This window comes from Actinophytocola sediminis (assembly GCF_054779715.1).
Genome location: NZ_BAAGXS010000038.1, coordinates 169,711 through 191,686 on the forward strand (window position 1 = coordinate 169,711; position 21,976 = coordinate 191,686).

Sequence of the window (21,976 nt, forward strand, 5' to 3'; positions counted from 1 at the left end):
TGTTGTGCGCGCGCATGAATAGGGACTCCTGGATGATCGAAGGCTCTGAGATTGCGGCTGAGATTGCGGCTGAGATTGCGGCTGAGATTGCCGTCGTCGGGTTGTCGTGTCGTTTTCCGGGAGCGCCTGACCCGGCCGCCCTGTGGCGGCTGCTCGCCGACGGCACGGACGCGATCACGCCGCCGCCCGCCGATCGCTGGCCGGTGGTCGACGAGCGGTCGGGAACGCCTCGCCACGGCGGATTCCTGGACGACGTCGCCGGGTTCGACGCCGCCTTCTTCCGGGTGTCGCCGAACGAGGCGGCCGCGATGGACCCGCAGCAGCGCCTCATGCTGGAGCTCGCCTGGGAGGCGGTGGAACACGCCGGAATCCTGGCCGCGGATCTGCACGGCGGTCGCGGCGGTGTCTTCTTCGGTGTGGCGCAGGACGATTATCGAACACTGACCGGTCAGGAGCCCTCGGCGGTCGACCATTTCACGCTGACCGGTCAACACCGCGCGCTCATCGCGAACCGGGTCTCCTATTTCCTCGGCACGCGCGGTCCGAGTGTCGTGGTGGACACCGGGCAGTCGTCCTCATTGGTCGCCGTGCACCTGGCCGCCGAGAGTCTGCGGTCGGGGGAGTCGGCGATCGCGCTCGCCGGCGGGGTCAACCTGAACCTGGCCTGGAGCAGCTCGGTCGGTGCCCACCGGTTCGGCGCGCTGTCCCCGGACGGTCGCTGCCACACCTTCGACGAGCGGGCCAACGGTTACGTCCGGGGCGAGGGCGGCGGTGTCGTCGTGCTCAAGCGGCTGGCCGACGCGCTGGCCGACGGCGACTCGGTGTACGGCGTCATCCGTGGCAGCGCGGTGAACAACGACGGCGGCGGACCAAGCCTGACCGTGCCGCACGAGGCGGCGCAGCGGGAGGTGTTGCGGTCGGCCTACGAGCGCGCCGGAGTCGGGCCGGAGCACGTGCAGTACGTCGAGTTGCACGGTACGGGCACGAAGGTCGGCGACCCGATCGAGGCGGCCGGCATCGGCGCGGTGCTTGGCACGGCCGGGGAACGCGACCGCCCGCTGCGGGTGGGCTCGATCAAGACCAACATCGGCCACCTGGAAGGCGCGGCCGGGATCGCCGGGCTGCTCAAGGTCGTACTCGCGCTGCACCACCGGAAGTTGCCGCCGAGCCTGCACTTCCGCCATCCCAACCCGCAGATTCCGTTGACCGAGCTGAACCTGGCGGTACAGACCGAACTGGACGACTGGCCGGCGCCGGAGCGGCCGCTGCTGGCCGGCGTGTCGTCCTTCGGCATGGGCGGCACCAACTGTCACGTCGTGTTGGCGGACTGGCAGGGCTCGCGCGCCGAACCGTCGACCGCGCCCGCGGTGACCCCGCTGGTCGTGTCCGCGACCTCCGTGCGGGCACTGCGCGCGCAGGCGACCCGCCTACTGTCCTATGTGGAGCAACGGGCGGACCTGGCCGACGTCGGCGCCGCGCTGGCCACCGCGCGCACCGCCTTCGACCACCGCGCGGTCGTCATCGGCTCCTCGCCAGCGGAGATCCACCTCGGTCTGCGCGCGCTCGCCGACGGCACGGCCAGCGCCCGCGTGGTGCACGGCGAGGTCGGCCCGGTGGGCGGCCTCGCCGTGTTGTTCCCCGGCCAGGGTGCGCAGTGGGCCGGCATGGGCCAGCAGTTGTGCGCGACCTTCGACGTGTTCCGCGACGCGTTCGACGCCGCGGCCGACGAACTGGACCGCCATCTCGACCGCCCGCTGCGCGAGGTGTTGTGGGGCTCCGACCGACACCTGCTCGACGAGACCGGCTACACCCAGGCCGGCCTGTTCGCGGTGAGCACCGCGATGTACCGGATGCTGGAGTCCGCCGGGGTGCGCCCGGACTTCCTCGCCGGCCACTCGATCGGCGAGTTGGTGGCCGCGCACGTCAGCGGCGTGTGGTCGTTGCCGGCCGCCGCCGAGGTAGTCGCCGCCAGGGGCCGGCTGATGGGCGCGCTGCCCGCCGGCGGTGCCATGGTCTCGATGACGGCCTCGGCCGAGGAGATCACCCCGCTGCTGCGGCCGGGCGTGGAGCTCGCCGCGGTGAACGGGCCGGACGCGGTGGTGGTGTCCGGAGAGGACACCGCGGTCACCGAGCTCGCCGCCACGGTCGCCGGGTGGGGCCGCCGGACCAGACGGCTGACCGTGTCGCATGCCTTCCACTCCGCGCGGATGGAGCCGATGCTCGCCGAGTTCGAGCGGGTGCTGGCCGGCGTTTCCGGTGGCCCACCGACGATCCCGGTCGTGTCCAATGTGACCGGTGAGCTGTTGACCGCCGAACAGGCCGGCTCGCCGGCGTACTGGGCGCGACAGGTCCGCTCGATGGTCCGGTTCGGCGACGGCATCGCCTTCCTGGCGGGCCACGCGGTGACCAGGTTCGTCGACGCTGGGCCAGGGGGAGTGGCCGCCGGCATGGCGCGGTCGGTCGTCGGTGCGGAGCGCCTGGTGGTGTCGGTGTCGCGCCGGGACCGGCCGGAGCCACAGACCCTGGTCGCCGGGATCGCGCACCTGCACGTCGCCGGCGTGCCGATCCGGTGGGAGGCGTTCCTCGGCACACCACGCCATCGGCCGGCCGACCTGCCGACCTATGCGTTCCAGCGCAAGCGGTTCTGGCTGCCGGACAACGCGCGGCCGATCGACGAACCGGTCGGCCCGGTGCCGGCCACGGCCTCTGACGATGTCGTCGCCACGGTGCTGGCACAGGTCGCGGTCGTGCTCGGCCATGACGACCCCGACGGGCTCGATCCGCGCCGCGTGTTCAACGATCTCGGGTTCGACTCGGTCACGCTGGTCGAGCTGGTCACCGCGGTGAACCGGGCCTGTGGTCTCGCGCTCGCGCCGAGCGTGGTGTTCGACCATGCCACCCCGGCCGCACTGGCCGCGCACGTGGACACCGTACGACGCGCACACGACGAGTCCGCGCCGGTGACCCCGGAGACCGCCGGGAACGACGACCCGATCGCGATCGTGGCCATGAGCTGCCGGCTGCCCGGCGCCGTGCGGTCACCCGCCGAACTGTGGCGGCTCGTGGCCGACGGCCGGGACGCGATCTCAACGTTCCCCGAGGGCCGAGGCTGGGACCTGGACAGCGTCTACGACCCCGACCCGGACAAGCCCGGCCACAGTTATGTGCGGGAAGGCGGTTTCCTGGCCGATGCCGAGCACTTCGACGCGGAGTTCTTCGGCATCAGCCCGCGCGAGGCCACCGCGATGGACCCGCAGCAGCGGGTGCTGCTGGAGACCGCGTGGGAGGCACTGGAACACGCCGGCATCGACCCGGTGTCGTTGCGCGGCAGCCGAACCGGCGTGTTCGTCGGCGCGATGCCGCAGGACTACGCGCCGAAGACCGCGCAGGTGCCGGACGGCTTCGCCGGCCACCTGCTCACCGGCACCACGACGAGTGTCGCGTCTGGACGGATCGCGTACACCTTCGGCCTGCAGGGCCCGGCGATCACCGTGGACACCGCGTGCTCCGCGTCGCTGGCCGCGCTGCACCTGGCGTGTCAGTCGCTGCGGACCGGGGAGAGCTCGCTGGCGCTGGTCGGCGGGGTGACGGTGATGCCCAACCCCGGCATCTTCGTCGAGCTCAGCCGACAGCGGGCGCTGTCGCCGGACGGCAGGTGCAAGGCGTTCTCCGCCGACGCCGACGGCACCGGCTGGAGTGAGGGCGCGGTCGTGCTGCTCGTCGAGCGGCTCGCCGACGCGCGCCGCGCCGGCCACGAGGTGCTCGCCGTGGTGCGCGGGTCGGCGGTCAACCAGGACGGCGCGTCCAACGGGTTGACCGCGCCGAACGGTTTGGCCCAGCAGCGGGTGATCCGCCAGGCACTGGCCAACGCCGGGTTGGCCGCGCGGGACGTGGACGCCGTGGAGGCACACGGCACCGGCACCGCGCTCGGCGACCCGGTCGAGGCCGGCGCACTGCTCGAAAGCTACTGCCGGCACCGGGAACGGCCGCTGCTGCTCGGCTCGCTCAAGTCGAACATCGGCCACACCCAGGCCGCCGCCGGTCTGGCCGGCGTGGTGAAGATGGTGTTGGCGATGCGCAACGGGCTGCTGCCCGCGACGCTGCACGTCGACGAGCCGACGTCGCATGTGGACTGGTCGGCCGGAGACCTGCGCCTGCTCACCGCCGCCACGCCGTGGCCGGAGACCGGCGCGCCCCGGCGGGCGGGCGTGTCGGCGTTCGGCATCAGCGGCACCAACGTGCACGTGATCCTGGAACAGGCCCCCGCGCAACCGGTGGTCGTCACGGAGGACGCGCAAACCGTTGTCCCGTGGGTGCTTTCGGCTCGTACCGAGGTCGCGCTGCGCGAGCGTGCTCGTCAACTGCTCACGGCCACCGACCGGACCACGGCGTCACCGGCCGCGGTCGGCCACTCGCTGGCGACCACCCGGGCCGTCTTCGACCACCGGGCCGCGGTGGTCGGTACGCGGCTCGAGGACCTGCGTGCGGGCCTGGCCGCGCTGGCCGACGGCACGCCACGGGCCGGCACTGTCCGCAACCAGGTTCGGGGCGCGGGCAAGGTCGTGCTCGTGTTCCCCGGCCAGGGCTCGCAGTGGCTCGGCATGGGGTGTGAGTTGCTCGACCACGCACCGGCGTTCGCCGCGCAGGCGGCCGCGTGCGACCAGGCGCTGCGCGAGTTCACCGGGTGGTCGGTGCTCGACGTGCTGCGGGAGGTCGACGGCGCGCCCGAGCTGTCCAGAGTGGACGTCGTACAGCCGGTGCTGTTCACCATGATGGTGTCGCTGGCCGCGCTGTGGCGGTCGTTCGGGGTCGAGCCGGCCGCGGTGATCGGCCATTCGCAGGGCGAGATCGCCGCCGCCTACGTCTCGGGCGCACTGTCCTTACGGGACGCCGCACTCGTGGTCGCGTTGCGCAGTCAGGCATGGTGGGAACTGCGCGGCCAGGGTGCGATGGCCTCGGTGGCGCTGCCGGCGGAGCGGGTCGCCGGCCGGCTGGCGGACACGCTCGCGATCGCCGCGCTCAACTCACCCGGCTCGGTCGCCCTGGCCGGTGACCCGACCGACCTGGACACCCTGCTGGCCGAACTGGTCGACGAGGGCGTGAAGGCACGCCGGGTGCCCGGTGTGGACACCGCCGGGCACTCGCCCCAGGTGGACGTGCTTCGGGAGCGGCTGCTGACCACCCTCGCGCCGGTCGAGCCGATGGCCTCGCGGATCCCGTTCTACTCCACGGTGACCGGCGAACTGCTGGACACCACCACGATGGACGCGCACTACTGGTACCGCAACATGCGCGAGCCCGTGCTGTTCCAGCGGGCCACCGACAGCATGCTGGCCACCGGTCACGACGTCTTCGTCGAGGCGAGCCCACACCCGGTGCTGTCCTCGGCGTTGCAGGACACCGCGGAGGTCACCGGCCACGAGATCACCACCGTGGCCTCACTTCGCCGCGACGACGGCGGACTCGACCGCATGACGCTCGCGCTCGCCGAGGCGTATGCCGCCGGCTCCACTGTGGACTGGAACGCGATGTTCCCCGGCCAGCGTGCGCGCGTCGACCTCCCGACCTATCCGTTCCAGGGACGGCGTTACTGGCTGGAGCCGGTGGCCACCGGGGACGTCGCGTCGGCCGGACTCACCCCGGCGGACCACCCACTGCTCGGCGCGGCCATCGACCTGGCCGGCGGCGGGCTCGTGCTGACCGGGGTGCTGTCGGTGCGCACCCAGCCCTGGCTCAGCGAGTACACCGATGGCGGGACGACCGCGGTGCCGTCCGGGCTGCTCGTGGAACTGGCCACCCACGCCGGTGCGCGCACGGGCGCGACCCACCTGGCCGAACTGCTGGTGGACAACGGGATCGTGCTCACCGGCACCGAGCGGGTCGCCGTGCAGGTCGTGCTCGGCGAGCCGACCGAGTCCGGTACCCGACCGGTCAGCGTGCACTCCCGCCCCGACGACACGGCCGGACCGTGGACCCGCAACGCCCACGGAACCCTGTCCAGCCACCAGGTCCCGGAGTTCGACCCGGCACAGTGGCCGCACGACACCGCGACCTACGTCGAGGCGTCCCTGCCCGCCGCCACCGAGGCGACGGTCGGGCCGCATCCGGCGCTGTGGGACGCGGTGCTGCGGGAGCGCGACGGCGTTCCGGTGGCCTGGCGCGGGGTGTCGTGCTACGCGACCGGAGCCACCGAGGTGCGCGCCAGGATCGTGCCGACCGGCGAGGACACCGTCGCCGTGTGGCTGATCGACCCGACCGGTTCGCCGGTCGCCGCGGTGGACTCGGTCGTCCTCGGCCGGGCCGAGGCCGCGGTCCCGATGCCGCGCGACTCGCTGTTCCGGGTCGAATGGCCGCGGGTGCCGGCGCCGAGCGGACACACGTTCACGGCCATCGACACCGATGGGCTCGACGCGCTGCCGGACCCGTGCCCGGAGACGGTCGTGGCCACCTTCTTCGACGAGCCGACCGCGCGGGCGGCGACCGAACGCGCGCTCGCGCTCGTCCAGACGTGGTTGGCGGACAACCGATTCGCCGCGAGCAGACTGGTACTGGTCACCCGGCGCGCGATGGCCGCACTGCCCGGTGAGGACGTGCGCAGCCTGCCGGGCGCCGCGGTGTGGGGGTTCGCGCGGTCGGTCCAGGCCGAACAGCCCGACCGGATCACGCTCGTGGACCTCGACGAGGACACCGGCGGACTGCCCTCGGCCATCGCGTCCGGCGAACCGCAACTCGCCGTGCGCGGCGGCGAACTCCGGGTGCCCCGGCTCGCCAGGGTCGCCGCCGCACCCGCGACACCGGTGTTCACCCCGACCGGCACCGTGCTGATCACCGGCGCCACCGGCACCCTCGGCGCGTTGTTGGCCAGACACCTCGTGCTGGCCCACGGCGTCCGGCACCTGCTCGCGGTCAGCCGCACCGGTCCGGCGGCGCCCGGCGCGGCCGAACTCGTCGCGGAGTTGGCCGAGCACGGCGCACGACTGACCGTGGTGTCCGGCGACGCCGCCGACCGGGACGCGCTGTCCGCGCTGCTCGCGTCGATCCCCTCGGCGCACCCCTTGCAGGCGGTCGTGCACGCGGCCGGGGTGCTCGACGACGGCGTGGTCGCCTCGCAGACCCCGGCGCGGGTCGGCGCGGTACTGCGCGCGAAGGTCGACGCCGCCTGGCAGCTGCACGAGCTGACCGCCGGGCTCGACCTGCGCGCGTTCGTGCTGTACTCGTCCATGGTGGCCACCCTCGGCGGTGCCGGGCAGGCCAGCTACGGGGCGGCCAACGCCGTCCTCGACGCCCTCGCGCACCATCGCGTGGCCGCCGGACTGCCGGCGCTCTCGCTCGGTTGGGGCTTCTGGGCCGAACGCAGCGGGATGAGCGATCACCTGTCCGATGTGGACCTCGCGCGGATGAGTCGTTCCGGCGTCACCCCACTGTCCAGCGCGGACGGGCTGGCACTGTTCGACGCCGCGGTCGCCACCGGCCAGCCGGCACTGCTCCCGGTCACCCTGGACCTGGCGGGCCGGCGGGTGGCCGCCGCGGCGGGCGGAGCGGTGCCGCCGCTGCTGCGCGACCTCGTTCGGGTGCCGACCCGCCGCGCCGCCGTCGCCCGCGCGGAGCAGTCCTTTGTCGACCGGGTGGCCGCGATGTCGGCCGCCGAACGCCGAGGGTTCCTGGTCACCCTGGTGCGCGGGCACGCGGCCGCCGTGCTCGGCCACCCGTCGGCGGACGCGGTGGGGGAGACCCAGGCCTTCCGGGACGCGGGCTACGACTCGCTGACCGCGGTGGAACTGCGCAACCAGCTCGGTGTCGCGACCGGACTGCGCCTGCCGACCACGTTGCTGTTCGACTACCCGACACCCGCCGTGCTCGCCGCACACCTCGACGACCAACTGGTCGGCACCCGGCCCGCGCCGGCCGTCACCTCGCCCGCGCCGGCCGGCGCCGGTGCCGACGACCCGATCGTCATCGTGGGCATGAGCTGCCGGCTCCCCGGCGGGATCCACACCCCCGAGGACCTGTGGCAGGTGCTCACCGAGGGCCGGGACGTGATCTCGGCGTTCCCGGAGGACCGCAACTGGGACCTCGAGCGGCTCTACCACCCGGATCCGGACCAGCGCGGCACGAGCTACGTCCGCCACGGCGGTTTCCTGTACGACGCCTACGACTTCGACCCGGCGTTCTTCGGCATCTCGCCGCGCGAGGCACTGGCCATGGACCCGCAACAGCGGCTGCTGCTCGAGACCTCGTGGGAGGTGTTCGAGCGGGCCGGGATCGCACCGGCCTCCCTGCGCGGCTCCGCGACCGGGGTGTTCATCGGCACCAACGGCCAGGACTACGCGGCACACCTGCGGCAGGCGCCGCGGGAGCTGGAGGGCTACCTGCTCACCGGTCGCGCGGCCAGCGTCGTGTCCGGCAGGGTCGCCTACACCCTCGGTCTGGAGGGCCCGGCGGTCACTGTGGACACCGCGTGTTCGTCGTCGCTGGTCGCCATGCACCTCGCGGCCCAGGCGCTGCGCCAGGGCGAGTGCTCGCTCGCGGTGGCCGGCGGGGTCACCGTGATGTCGACGCCGAGCCTGTTCGTCGAGTTCAGCCGGCAGCGCGGGCTCGCGCCGGACGGCCGGTGCAAGGCCTTCGCCGACGCCGCGGACGGCACCTCGTGGAGCGAGGGTGCCGGCATGGTGCTGCTCGAGCGGCTGTCCGACGCGCGCCGGCACGGCCACGACGTACTCGCCGTGCTCGCCGGCTCGGCGGTCAACCAGGACGGCGCGTCCAACGGGCTGTCCGCGCCCAACGGCCCGTCCCAGCAACGGGTCATCCGCAGGGCGCTCGCCAACGCCGGTCTATCCACATCGGACGTCGAGGTGGTTGAGGCGCACGGGACCGCGACCAGGCTCGGCGATCCCATCGAGGCACAGGCGTTGCTCGCCACCTACGGCCAGGACCGGGACCGGCCGTTGTGGCTCGGCGCGCTCAAGTCCAACATCGGCCACACCCAGGCCGCGTCCGGCGTGGCCGGCGTGCTCAAGATGGTGCTCGCGCTGCGGCACGGAGTCCTGCCGAGGACCCTGCACGTCGACGAGCCGACCAGGCACGTCGACTGGTCGGCCGGCCAGGTCCGGCTGCTCACCGAGCAACAGGACTGGCCCGACCTCGGCCGGCCGCGCCGCGCCGGCGTCTCGGCGTTCGGCATCAGCGGCACCAACGCACACGTCCTGCTCGAACAGGGCGACGCGCCCGCCGAAGCCTCCACTGTGGACACGACGGCGAACGTGGTCGCACTCCCGGTGTCCGCGCGTACCGCCGACGCGCTGCGGGACCAGTCGCGGCGCCTCACCGACGCGCTCGGCACGGCCGACCTCGGGGCGGTCGGGCACGCACTGGCGACCACGCGGTCGATGTTCGAGCACCGGGCGGTCGTCCACGGCCGGGAGCGCGCGGAGATCCTCAGTGGACTGCGTGCGCTCGCCGCCGGGTCGGAGACCCCAGGCGTGGTCACCGGCACCGTGCACGCGCCGGGACAGCTGGCGTTCGTGTTCGCCGGCCAGGGCGCCCAGATCCTCGGCATGGGACAACGGCTGCACGCGGAGTTCGACGTGTTCGCCACCGCGCTCGACGCGGCCGTCGCCGAACTGGACCGCCACCTCGACCGTCCACTCAAGACCGTGATGTGGGGCGCGGACGCCGACCTGCTGGACCGGACCGGCTACGCCCAGCCGGCGCTGTTCGCCACGGAACTGGCACTGGCCAGGCTGTTCGTCTCCTGGGGACTGCGCCCCGACTACGTCGCCGGCCATTCCATCGGTGAGCTGACCGCCGCCCACGTCGCCGGCGCGCTGTCGCTACCCGACGCGGCCCGGCTGGTCGCCGCGCGGGGACGGCTGATGCAGCGACTGCCGCCAGGCGGAGCGATGGTGGCGCTGGACGCGACCGAGGACGAGGTCACCAGAGCGCTGGCCGACCACGGCCAGCAGGTCGACATCGCCGCGGTCAACGGGCCGCGCGCGGTGGTCGTGTCCGGTGACCGCGCCGGGGTACACGCCGTCGAGGCGCTGTTCGCCGACGCCGGCAGGCGCACCACCCGGCTGCGGGTGTCGCACGCGTTCCACTCCCGGCACATGGAGCCGATGCTCGCCGAGTTCCTCGCCGTGGCACGGGACGTGACCTTCGGCGGCACCGACATCCCGGTGGTCGGCAACCTCACCGGCGAGGTGGTCACCGACGAGCTGCTCGGCTCGCCGGAGTACTGGGTGCGGCACGTGCGCGCGGCGGTGCGGTTCGAGGCCGGCATCCACGCGCTGTTCGCCCACGGGGTCACCCGGTTCGTCGAACTCGGCCCGACACCGGCGCTGACCGCCGCGATCCGGGACGGCGCGGGCACCGACGCCGTGGTGCTCGCCGCGTCACGCAAGGGCGTCGACGAGGTCGAGGCCGCCCGCACTGCGGTGGCCCGGCTGTTCACGGCCGGCGTCGACATCGACTGGCCCGCACTGCTGCCGGACCGAAATGCGCGGGTGTCGCTGCCGACCTATCCGTTCCAACGGCAGCGGTACTGGTTTGACGCGCCGGACACCGACGACCGTGCCGGGTCGGTGGTGGACTCCTGGCGCTATCGGGTCGGCTGGAAACCGGCGAACCTCCCGGCCGGTCCTCGGCCGGCCGGCTCCTGGCTGGTGCTGGTGCCCTCGGCGCACGCGGCCGAGGAGTTCGTCCGGTCCGCGGTCGGCGCGCTCGGCGCGGACGTGATCCCGGTCGAGCTGACCGACGCGGACACCGAGCCCACCATCGTCCACAAGCGACTCCGCGAGGCACTGGTCGCCGCGCACGACGAACACGGCAGGCGGGTGCGCGGCGTGTTCTCCCTGCTGTCGCTGGCCGAACACGCCCACCCTGACCACGAGTCCGTGCCGGTCGGGCTCGCCGCGACCCTCGCCGCGGTCCGCGCCCTGGAACTGCTCGACCTCGACGCGCCGCTGTGGCTGGCCACCCGGGACGCGCTGGCGGTCGTCGCCGGGGACCGGGCGGCCGGTGGCGCGCAGGCCGCGGTCTGGGGTCTTGGCCGGGTCGTCGGGCTGGAACGGCCACGCCGCTGGGGCGGGCTGATCGACCTACCGGCCACAGTGGACCGACGCGGCGCCGACCTGCTCGCCGCCGCACTGCACAACACCGGCGGTGAGGACCAACTGGCGATCCGTCCGGCGGGCCTGTTCGCCAGGCGACTGCGCCGCGCCGCACCCCACCGCGACCTGACCACCTGGACCCCGCGCGACACCGTGCTGATCACCGGTGGCACCGGCGGGCTCGGCGGCTACGTCGCACGCTGGGCCGCGGCCAACGGTGCGGCCAGGATCGTGCTGGCCAGCAGGCGTGGCCAGGAGGCACCGGGCGCGCGCGAGCTGCACGCGGAGCTGACCGCGCTCGGCGCGTCGGTCAGCCTCGAGGCCTGCGACACCGCCGACCGGCAGGCGATCCGTGACCTGGTGGCCAGGGTGCGCGCCGACGGTCCGCCGATCAGGGCGGTGCTGCACGCAGCCGGTGTGGTCCGATTCGGACCGGTCGCCGAGCTGACCTCGGCCGACCTCGCGGAGGTCGCCGCCGGCAAGGTGACCGGCGCCGCCGAGCTCGACCGGCTGTTCGCCGACGACACCCTCGACGCGTTCGTGCTGTTCTCCTCGATCGCGGCCACCTGGGGCAGCGGCGACCAGGGCGCCTACGCCGCGTCGAACGCCTACCTCGACGCGCTGGCCGAGCAACGCCGCGCGGTCGGGCTGCCGGGCACGTCGATCGCCTGGGGCCCATGGGCCGACCACGGCATGATCAACGGCGACGAGGTCGAGGAACTGCTGACCCGGCGCGGTCTGGCCGCCATGGCCCCGGAACACGCGCTGACCGCGCTGCGCCAGGCCATTGTGGGCACTGAGGCGTACGTCGTGGTCGCCGACGTCCGCTGGGACCGGTTCGTCGCCGGGTTCAACGCCGCCCGCGAACGGCCGCTGATCGCCGACCTGCCGGACGTGATCGCCCTGGCGACCGAACCACCGGCCGCCGACGACGCGTTCGCGGTGGCACTGCGGCTGTTGCCGCCCGCCGACCAGCCCGACGCGGTGCTGGCCATGGTCCGCGAGCAGGCGGCGTTGGTGCTGGGCTACGCCTCGGCGGACGCGGTGCCGCCCTCGGTGGCGTTCCGCGATCTGGGTTTCGACTCGCTCGCCGCGGTCGACCTGCGTGACCGGCTGACCGGGACGACCGGACTGCGGCTGCCGGCCACCGTGGTCTTCGACCACCCGTCGGCCGAGGACATGGCCGCGCACCTGGTCGCCGCGCTGACCGGCGAGAGCTCGGTGCTGGACGACCTGGACCGCCTGGAGCGGGCCGTGGTGCGGATCCGGCTGGACCCCGGCGACGAACGCCGCCAGCTCGTGGCCCGGTTGCGCGCCATGGCCGCCAAGCTCGACGACAGCCCGGTGCTCACCGAGGACGCGGTGAGCGCGGCCACCGCGGAAGAGATCTTCGACTTCATCGACAACGAACTCGGGGCCCAATGATGCCGGAGTCCAGTGACGACAAGCTGCTCAGCTATCTCAAGCGCGTTTCCGGAGACCTGCAGCGGGCCAAGGCACGGCTCAGGGAGGTCGAGGCGCGGGAGTACGAGCCGATCGCCATCGTCTCGATGGGTTGCCGGCTCCCCGGTGGGGTGGCGACCCCGGACCAGTTGTGGGACCTGGTCGCCAGCGGCACCGACGCCGTCGCCGGCTTCCCGGACAACCGCGGCTGGGATGTCGAGTCCCGCTACGACCCCGATCCCGCGGTGTCGGGCACCTGCACCACCAGGCAGGGCGCGTTCCTCTACGACGTCGGTGAGTTCGACGCGGAGTTCTTCGGTGTGTCCCCGCGAGAGGCGCTGGCGATGGATCCCCAGCAGCGGCTGCTGCTGGAAGTGGCCTGGGAGACGGTGGAACGCGCCGGCATCGACCCGCTCTCGTTGCGGGGCAGCCAGACCGGCGTGTTCGCCGGCGCGACCTCCTTCCAGTACGGCGGCGACCCGGGCACCGCACCGCCGTCGGTCGAGGGCTACCTGCTGATCGGCACCGTCCCCAGTGTCCTGACCGGACGGGTGGCCTACACCCTCGGCCTGGAAGGGCCCGCGGTGACGCTGGACACCGCGTGTTCGTCGTCGCTGGTCGCGATTCACCTCGCGGCGCAGGCGCTGCGCCGGGGTGAGTGCACGCTCGCGCTGGCCGGTGGGGTCGCGGTGATGGCCAACCCCGCCGTGTTGTTCGAGTTCAGCCGGCAGCGTGGGCTGGCGCCCGACGGTCGCTGCAAGGCGTTCAGCGACGACGCCGACGGCGTCGGTTGGGGCGAGGGTGCCGGGCTTGTCCTGTTGGAACGGTTGGCCGACGCCGAGCGCAACGGTCACGAGGTGCTCGCCGTGGTCGCCGGTTCCGCGGTCAACCAGGACGGCGCCTCGAACGGGCTGACCGCGCCGAGCGGTCGCGCCCAGCAACGGGTGATCCGGGCCGCGCTGGCCACCGCTGGACTGTCCACAGCAGACATCGACGTGGTCGAGGCACACGGCACCGGCACCGCGCTCGGCGACCCGATCGAGGCGGCCGCGCTGCTCGCGACCTACGGGCAGGGCAGGGAACATCCGTTGTTGCTCGGCGCGCTGAAGTCCAACATCGGGCACACCCAGGCCGCGTCCGGCATCGCCGGGGTGCTCAAGATGGTGCTCGCGTTGCGCCACGGTGTGCTGCCGGCGACCCTGCACGCGACCACCCCGTCGACCACAGTGGACTGGACGGCGGGCGATGTCCGGCTGCTGACCGAGAGTGTCGCCTGGCCGGCCGGCGATCGGGTGCGGCGGGCCGGGGTGTCGGCGTTCGGCGTCAGCGGCACCAACGCGCACGTGATCCTCGCCGAGTCCCCGGTCGCCGGCGACACCGCGCCGGGGCCCGAGGTCGACCAGGCGACACTGTTGGTGCTCTCCGCGCGTGGTGGCGACGCGGTGCGCGCCCAGGCCGCCCGGCTCGGATCCTTCCTGCGCGACCACAACGCTCCCGACCTGGCCGGCATCGGGTTCTCGTTGGCCACCAGCAGGTCCACCTTCGACCACCGGGCCGCGGTGGTCGGCCGGGACGTCGCCGACCTGTGCCGCGAACTCGACGCACTCGCGTCGGGCACCGAGCCGCTCGCGGAGCCGGCGCGGCCAGGCGGCCGGACCGCCGTGCTGTTCCCCGGCCAGGGCACGCAATGGCCTGGCATGGGCCGGGAACTGTACGCGGCCTTCCCGGTGTTCGCGGCGGCGTTCGACGCGGTCGCCGACCACCTCGGCGCGGAGTTCCGCCAGGTGGTGTGGGGCGAGGACGAGGACCTGCTCGCGCGGACCGAGTACACCCAGACCGCGTTGTTCGCGGTCGAGGTCGCGGTGTTTCGGCTGCTCGAGTCGCGCGGGCTGCGGCCGGACTACCTGATCGGCCACTCGATCGGCGAGCTGGCGGCCGCGCACGTGAGCGGTGTGTGGTCGCTCGCGGACGCGGTGCGCGTCGTGCGCGCCCGTGGCCGGCTGATGCAGCAGCTCCCACCGGGCGGGGCGATGGTCGCCGTGGCGGCGGCCGAGTCCGCGGTCCGGCCGTTCCTGTCGGACACGGTGGAACTGGCGGCGGTCAACGGCGCGGAGTCGGTGGTGCTGTGCGGGGACGAGGACGCGGTCACCGAGGTCGCGCTGACCCTGGCCGACCGTGGCTGCCGGACCACCCGGCTGCGGGTGTCGCACGCGTTCCACTCGGCGCGGATGGCGCCGATGCTGGCCGAGTTCGACCAGGTGCTGCGCTCGGTCACCTTTGGACAGCCGACGATTCCGGTGGTGTCCAACGTGACCGGCGTGGTCGCCGACCAGCTCGACACGCCGGCGTACTGGGTGCGCCAGGTCCGCGAGCCGGTCAGGTTCGGCGACGGCCTCGACTTCCTCGCCACGCGGAACGTGACCCGGTTCGTGGAGGCCGGACCCGGCGCGACCCTGTCCGGGATGGTGCCGGGCGGCACCGCGATCCCGGTGCTGCGGCGCAACCGGCCGGAGCCGGAGTCGGTACTGGCGGCCCTCGGCCGGTTCCACGTCGCCGGCGGCGAGCTGGACTGGCCGGCGATGTTCCCCGGCGCCCGCCGGGTCGAGCTGCCCACCTACGCGTTCCAACGCGAGCACTTCTGGCTGACCCGCCAGGACACCGGAAGCCCGTCGTCGGTTGTGGACGGTTGGCGGTACCGGGTCGAGTGGGTGCCGGTGGCCGACACCGGGACGCTCACCGGCACCTGGCTGCTGGCGCGCCAGCACGCCGACGACCGGCACGACCAGGTGGCCGAGGCGCTGCGCGGCCACGGCGTCGAGGTCATCGACCACGTGCTCGGCACCGAGTTCGACCGAACGGCCGGGATCGCCGGCGTGGTCGCGGTGGCCGACGCCGACTCCGTCCTGACCACCGTCGACCTGTTGCGCCAGTTGGCCGCCACCGGCATCGACGCTCCACTGTGGCTGGTCACCCGGGGCGCGGTCCAGGTGGCCGACGACGACCTCGCCGGGCGCGCCGGTCTCGACCAGGCACCGGTGTGGGGCCTGGCCGGCGTGGCCGCGCTGGAACAGCCGACGCGCTGGGGCGGTGTGGTCGACGTCGACGACGAGCTGGCACTGCTCGGCTGCGCGCTCGCCGGGCAGGAGAACCAGGTCGCGATCCGCGGCGGTCAGCTCTTCGCGCGCCGCCTGGTGCACGCCAGGCCCGCGCCCGCGGCCGACTGGACCTGGCGGCGGCCCGGCACGGTGCTGATCACCGGTGGCACCGGTGGGGTCGGCGCCGACCTCGCCCGCAGGCTCGCCGGCGCGGGTGCCGAACACCTGCTGTTGGTCAGCAGGCGCGGACCGGACGCCCCCGGCGCGGGCGACCTCGCCGACGAGCTGATCTCGTTGGGCGCCAAGGTCACCGTGGTCGCCTGCGATGTCACCGACCGCGAGCGACTGGCCGCCGTGCTCGACGGCGTCGACCTGGTCGCGGTCGTGCACGCCGCCGGCGAGTTGGCCGACGGCATGCTTGACACGCTGACCGCCGACCAACTCGACCGGGTGCTGGCCCCGAAGGTCACCGGCGCCAGGAACCTGCACGACCTCACCCGCGAACACGACCTGTCGGCGTTCGTGCTGTTCTCCTCGATCGCCGGCACCATCGGCGCCGCCGGACAGGGCAACTACGCGGCCGCCAACGCGTTTCTCGACGCGCTCACCGCCCACCGCCACGCCATCGGGTTGCCGGGCACCACCGTCGCGTGGAGCGCGTTGGCCGGCACCGGCATGGTCGACGGCGAGGTCGGCGCCCAGCTGCGGGCCAGAGGGGTCGCGCCGGTGCGCCGCGAGCTGGCCTTCGGCGCGCTGGAACAGGCGATCGCCGACGGGGAACGGTTTCTGGTCGTGGCCGACATCGACTGGCCGAGGTTCACCGAGTCGTTCACCGCCGGCCGCCCGGCCACGATCCTGCGTGACCTGCCCGAACTGGCCGAACTGTCCACAACGGACACCGAGCCGGGCGCGGAGCTGCTGGCGCGGCTGACCGGCCTGCCGGGCGCCGACCAACTCACGGTCGTGCTCGAACTGGTGACCACCCACGTGGCCGCCGTGCTCGGCCACCGGGGCACCGCCGCGATCCAGCCCGGCAGGCCGTTGGGCGAGCTCGGCTTCGACTCGCTGACCTCGGTGGAACTGCGCAACCGGCTCGCCGCGGTGACCGGGCTGAACCTGCCGGTGACCGTGCTGTTCGACCATCCGAGCGCCGCCGCGCTCGCCGCGTTCGTGACCGCCGAGCTGCCGACCGCCGAACTGGACGCGACCAGCGGCGTGCTCGCCGAACTGGACGGCCTGGCCGGCACGATCGCCGGGCTGCCAGACGCCGACGGCGCCCGCCAGGCGGTGTCCGCCCGGCTGCGGTCGCTGCTGTGGCTGCTCGACCAGCCCGCTGGCGACGAGGTCGCCGACACCGACGACCTCGGCGCCGCGAGCGACGACGAGATGTTCGACCTGATCGACCGTGAGCTGGGCGTGTCGTGACCGTGTCGAGGAGCGGAGACCGGATGGACAACGAGGAGAAGCTGCGGGACTACCTCAAGCGGGTCACCAACGACCTGCGCGCGGTGCGCAAACGCCTGCAGGAGGTGGAGGACCAGGCACACGAGCCGATCGCGATCGTCGGCATGAGCTGCCGCTTCCCCGGCGGCGTCCGCTCCCCGGAGGACCTGTGGGACCTGGTGGTGCACGGTCGCGACGCGGTGACACCGTTCCCCACCAACCGGGGCTGGCGCCTGGACGCGCTCTACGACCCCGACCCGGACCGCCAGGGCACCAGCTATGTCCGCGCCGGTGGTTTCCTGCACGACGCCGACCAGTTCGACGCCGGGTTCTTCGGCATCTCACCCCGCGAGGCGCAGGCCATGGACCCCCAGCAGCGGCTGCTGCTGGAGACGGTGTGGGAGGTCTTCGAACGGGCGGGTATCGACCCACAGACGTTGACCGGTAGCCGAACCGGGGTGTTCGCCGGCACCAGCGGGCAGGACTACGCGGGCGACCTGCGTACCGTCCCGGAAGGACTCGAGGGCCACCTGGCCACCGGCCGCTCCGCGGCGATCCTGTCCGGCCGGATCTCCTACACCTTCGGCTTCGAGGGCCCGGCGATCACGGTGGACACGGCGTGCTCGTCGTCGTTGGTCGCCATGCACCTCGCGGTGAACGCGCTGCGCCGAGGCGAATGTGAGCTGGCGGTCGCCGGTGGCACCACGGTGATGTCCACCCCGCAGGGGTTCGTGGAGTTCAGCCGGCAGCGCGCGCTGGCCACCGACAGCCGCTGCAAGCCGTTCTCCGCCGACGCCGACGGCACCGGCTGGGCCGAGGGCGTCGGGGTGCTGCTGCTGGCGAAGCTGTCCGACGCCCGACGGCTCGGGCACCCGGTGCTCGCGGTCGTGCGCGGTACGGCGATCAACCAGGACGGCGCGTCGAACGGTCTGACCGCGCCCAACGGTTCCGCGCAGCGGCGGGTGATCGAGGACGCGCTCGCCGACGCCAAGCTGCCCGCCCAGCACGTCGACGCGGTCGAGGCGCACGGCACCGGCACCGAACTGGGTGACCCCATCGAGGCGGGCGCGCTGCTCGCCGCCTACGGCCAGGGCCGCGCGGGCGGCGAGCCGCTGCTGCTCGGCTCGCTGAAGGCCAACTTCGGGCACAGCGCGGCCTCCGCCGGGGTGGCCGGGGTGATCAAGATGGTGTGCGCGCTGCGCCAGGGCGTACTGCCCCAGTCGCTGTACGCCGAGCGGCCGACGTCCAAAGTGGACTGGTCGGCCGGGGATGTGCGGCTGCTGACCGAGAACACTCCGTGGCCGGAGACCGGGCGACCGCGCCGGGGCGGGGTGTCCTCGTTCGGGATGAGCGGCACCAATGCCCACGTGATCGTCGAGCAGGCGCCGGTCGAGGAACCGGTCGACACACCGGCACGCGTCGCGCCGCGCGCGGTCCCGTGGGTGCTGTCGGCACGTGGACCCGAGGCGTTGCGCGCCACCGCGACCCGGTTGGCCGCGTTCGCCGACGACGTGCGACCTGACCCCGTCAACGTCGGACACTCCCTGGTGTCGACCAGAGGCGAGCTGACGCACCGCGCGGTGGTGGTCGGTGCCGACCTGCCAGAGCTGCTGGCGGGTCTGGGCGACGTGGCCAACGGCGAGGGCACGACCGGGCAGGCCGGACCGGTCGGCAGGACGGTGTTCGTCTTTCCCGGACAGGGTTCCCAGTGGGCCGGCATGGCGCTGGACCTGATCCACTCCTCCACGGTGTTCGCCGAGCGGATGGCCGACTGCGCACAGGCCCTCGCGCCCCACACCGACTGGTCGCTGCCGGAGGTGCTCGGCGACGAGGTCGCGCTGTCCAGAGTGGACGTCGTGCAGCCGGCGCTGTTCGCCGTGCTGGTCTCGCTCGCCGCCATGTGGCGGGCACACGGGGTCGAGCCGGACGCGGTCGTCGGCCACAGTCAGGGCGAGATCGCGGCGGCCTGTGTCGCCGGCGTGCTGTCGCTGGCCGACGCGGCCAAGGTGGTTGCGCTGCGCAGCCAGGCGATCGTCGAACTGGCCGGGCACGGCGGCATGGTGTCGGTCTCGCTGTCCCAGGAGGCGGCCGTCGAGCGTATCGCGCGGTGGGCCGGGGCGCTGTCGGTCGCGGCGGTCAACGGGCCGAGGTCGGTGATCGTCTCCGGTGCGCCGGACGCGCTCACCGAACTGCTTGCCGACTGCGAGCGGGACGGGACCCGCGCCAGACGCATCCCGGTGGACTACGCCTCGCACTCCGCCCAGGTCGAGCTGATCCGCGACCGGATCGTCGACACGTTGTCCGATGTGCACAGCACCTCGGCCGCCGTCCCGCTGATGTCCACCGTGGACGGTGAATGGCTGACCGGTCCGATGGACGCCGACTACTGGTACCGCAACCTGCGCAGCACGGTCCGGTTGGCACAGACCGTGCGCGCGCTCGCCGACCAGGGCTACGGGGTGTTCGTCGAGGTGAGCCCGCACGCGGTGCTCACCCCCGCGCTGCAGGAGACCCTGGAGGAGGCCGAGGTCGACGGCGCGGTCGTGCTCGACACGCTGCACCGCGACGACGGCGGCCTCGACCGGTTCTACCGCGCGCTCGGCGCGGCGCACGTCAACGGTGTGCGGGTGGACTGGCGCGGCGTGTTCGACGGACTGTCGCCGCGCCGCGTCGAGCTGCCGACCTACCCGTTCCAGCGGCAGCGCTACTGGCTGGCCGACGAGGACGTCACCGAACCCGGCACCAGCACCGACAACGCCGACACCGCGTTCTGGGACCTGGTGACCAGCGGGGACGTCGACGCGTTCGCCGACACCATCGGGCTGGCCGACACCACCGGCCTGCACACCGTGTTGCCCACCCTCGCCTCCTGGCGCAGAAGCAACACCGAACAGTCCGTAGTGGACTCGTGGCGCTACCGGGTTGGCTGGCGGCCACTGCCCGAGCCGGAGCCGGCGACCCTGACCGGCACCTGGCTCGTGGTCGTGCCCGCCACGCACACCGACAGCCAGCTGGTCGCGTCGGTCCTCGACAGCCTGCGCGCGGCCGGGGGCACCGTGACCACCGTCGAGGTCGACCACCAGGACATCCACCGCGGCCCACTGGCCGCCAAGCTCGCCGGCGCGCCGGCCGCGACCGGCGTGCTGTCCCTGGCCGCCATGGACGAACGGGTGCACCCCGACTTCCCCGGCCTGGTCACCGGTCTCGCGCTGACCACCGCGCTCGTCCAGGCACTCGGCGACCTCGGTGCCACCGCCCCGCTGTGGGTCGCCACCACGAGCGCGGCGAGCATCGGCGACACCGACACGCTCGACCACCCCGTGCAGACCGCCGTGTGGGGCCTCGGCCGGGTCGCGGCACTGGAGCACCCCGACCGCTGGGGTGGCCTGGTCGACCTGCCGGCCACGGTCGACGACCGGTCACCTCGGCGGCTGCCGGCGGTGCTGGCCGGCATCGGCGACGAGGACCAGCTGGCGGTTCGACCGTCCGGTGTGTACGTTCGCCGGCTGGCCCGCGCGGCCCTGCCGGCGACCGGTACCCGTCCGGAGTGGACTCCCCGGGGCACCGTGCTGATCGCGGGTGGCACCGGCGGCATCGGCGGCCAGATCGCCCGCTGGCTGGCCGGCAAGGGTACCGAACACCTGGTGCTGGTCAGCCGCAGCGGTCCGGCGGCGGCCGGCGCGGCCGAGCTGCGGGCCGAGTTGGCGGCCGAGGGGGTGCGGGTGACGATCGCCGCCTGCGACCTCGCCGACCGGGCCGCGGTCGAGGACCTCGTGCGGGACGTGGAGGCGGCGGGCCCGCCGATCCGCACGGTCATGCACATCGCGGGCGCCGGCACGCTCGTCGCGCTCGATGCCAGTGAGGTTCCCGACTTCACCGACACCGTCTACGTGAAGATGGCCGGTGCGGCCAACCTGTCGGCCATCTTCGACACCGACCGGCTCGACGCGTTCGTGATGTTCTCGTCGATCGCGGGCGTGTGGGGCAGTGGCGACCACGGCGCCTACGCCGCGGCCAACACCTACCTCGACGGCCTGGCCGAGCACCGCAGGGCGCGCGGGCTCGCGGCCACCTCGATCGCCTGGGGCATCTGGAGTCCGGAGGAGGGCACCGGCGGCATGGCGGTGAACATCGCCGAGGACCAGCTGCGCGCCAGGGGGGTGCCGTTCATGTCGCCGAGCGCCGCGATCCGCGGGCTCGGTCAGGTGCTCGACCACGACGAGACCTTCGTCGCGGTCGCCGACGTGGTGTGGCCGGACTTCATCCCGATCTTCACCTCGGTGCGGCCGTGCCCGTTCTTCGACGAGATCCCCGAGGTGCGCCGGATCCACGAGGCGGACGCCGCCGGGGCGGGCGACGCAACCGAGGAGTCGTCCTCGCTGCGCGGCCGACTGGCCGACCTGGCGCGGGCAGACCGGGAGCGGGCGCTGGTCGACCTCGTCCGCGCCCAGGCCGCCGCCGTGCTCGGGCACAGCTCACCAGAGGCCGTGGACACCAGCCGCGCGCTGCGCGAGCTCGGCTTCGACTCCCTTGCCGCGGTGGACATGCGCAACCGGCTGCGGGCCGCGACCGGACTGCGGTTGTCGGTCACGCTGGTCTTCGACCACCCGACCGTGCGCGCGGTCGCCGAACACCTGGACGCCCAACTGTTCCCGGCGCAGGCCGTGGTCGATCCGGAGCAGGCCAGGTTCCGGGCGATGCTCGACGCGCTGTCCCCCCAACGACTGCGTGAGGCCGGACTGCTGGACACGTTGCTGCTGCTGGCTTCCGGCGAGCAGGACAGCCCGGTCGGCGGCCAGGACCGGATCGCCGGGCTCGACGTCGCCGACCTCGTCCGGCTGGCCAACGAGAGCAGCGAGTTGTCCAGTGAGATCTGAGCACAGCGGT

Annotated in this window: 3 protein-coding genes; all 3 read left to right on the plus strand. The window is 73.4% G+C overall.

Annotated features, from left to right (window positions below):
- Positions 1-32 precede the first annotated feature (32 nt).
- From ACYVIP_RS24195 to ACYVIP_RS24205, 3 genes are read left to right on the plus strand one after another with little or no spacing between them, the layout of a single operon-like run.
- The gene (locus tag ACYVIP_RS24195; RefSeq protein ID WP_460400120.1) at positions 33-12,533 is read left to right on the plus strand and encodes an SDR family NAD(P)-dependent oxidoreductase; all 12,501 of its coding nucleotides are present in this window, start codon (positions 33-35) and stop codon (positions 12,531-12,533) included.
- Between the two features lie 23 nt (positions 12,534-12,556).
- Positions 12,557-17,071, plus strand: coding sequence for a type I polyketide synthase (locus tag ACYVIP_RS24200; protein WP_460400128.1), 4,515 nt, complete (start codon positions 12,557-12,559; stop codon positions 17,069-17,071).
- 23 nt (positions 17,072-17,094) lie between these two features.
- Complete coding sequence (locus ACYVIP_RS24205; RefSeq protein ID WP_460400122.1) at positions 17,095-21,966, plus strand: type I polyketide synthase; 4,872 nt, start codon at positions 17,095-17,097, stop codon at positions 21,964-21,966.
- Positions 21,967-21,976 lie beyond the last annotated feature (10 nt).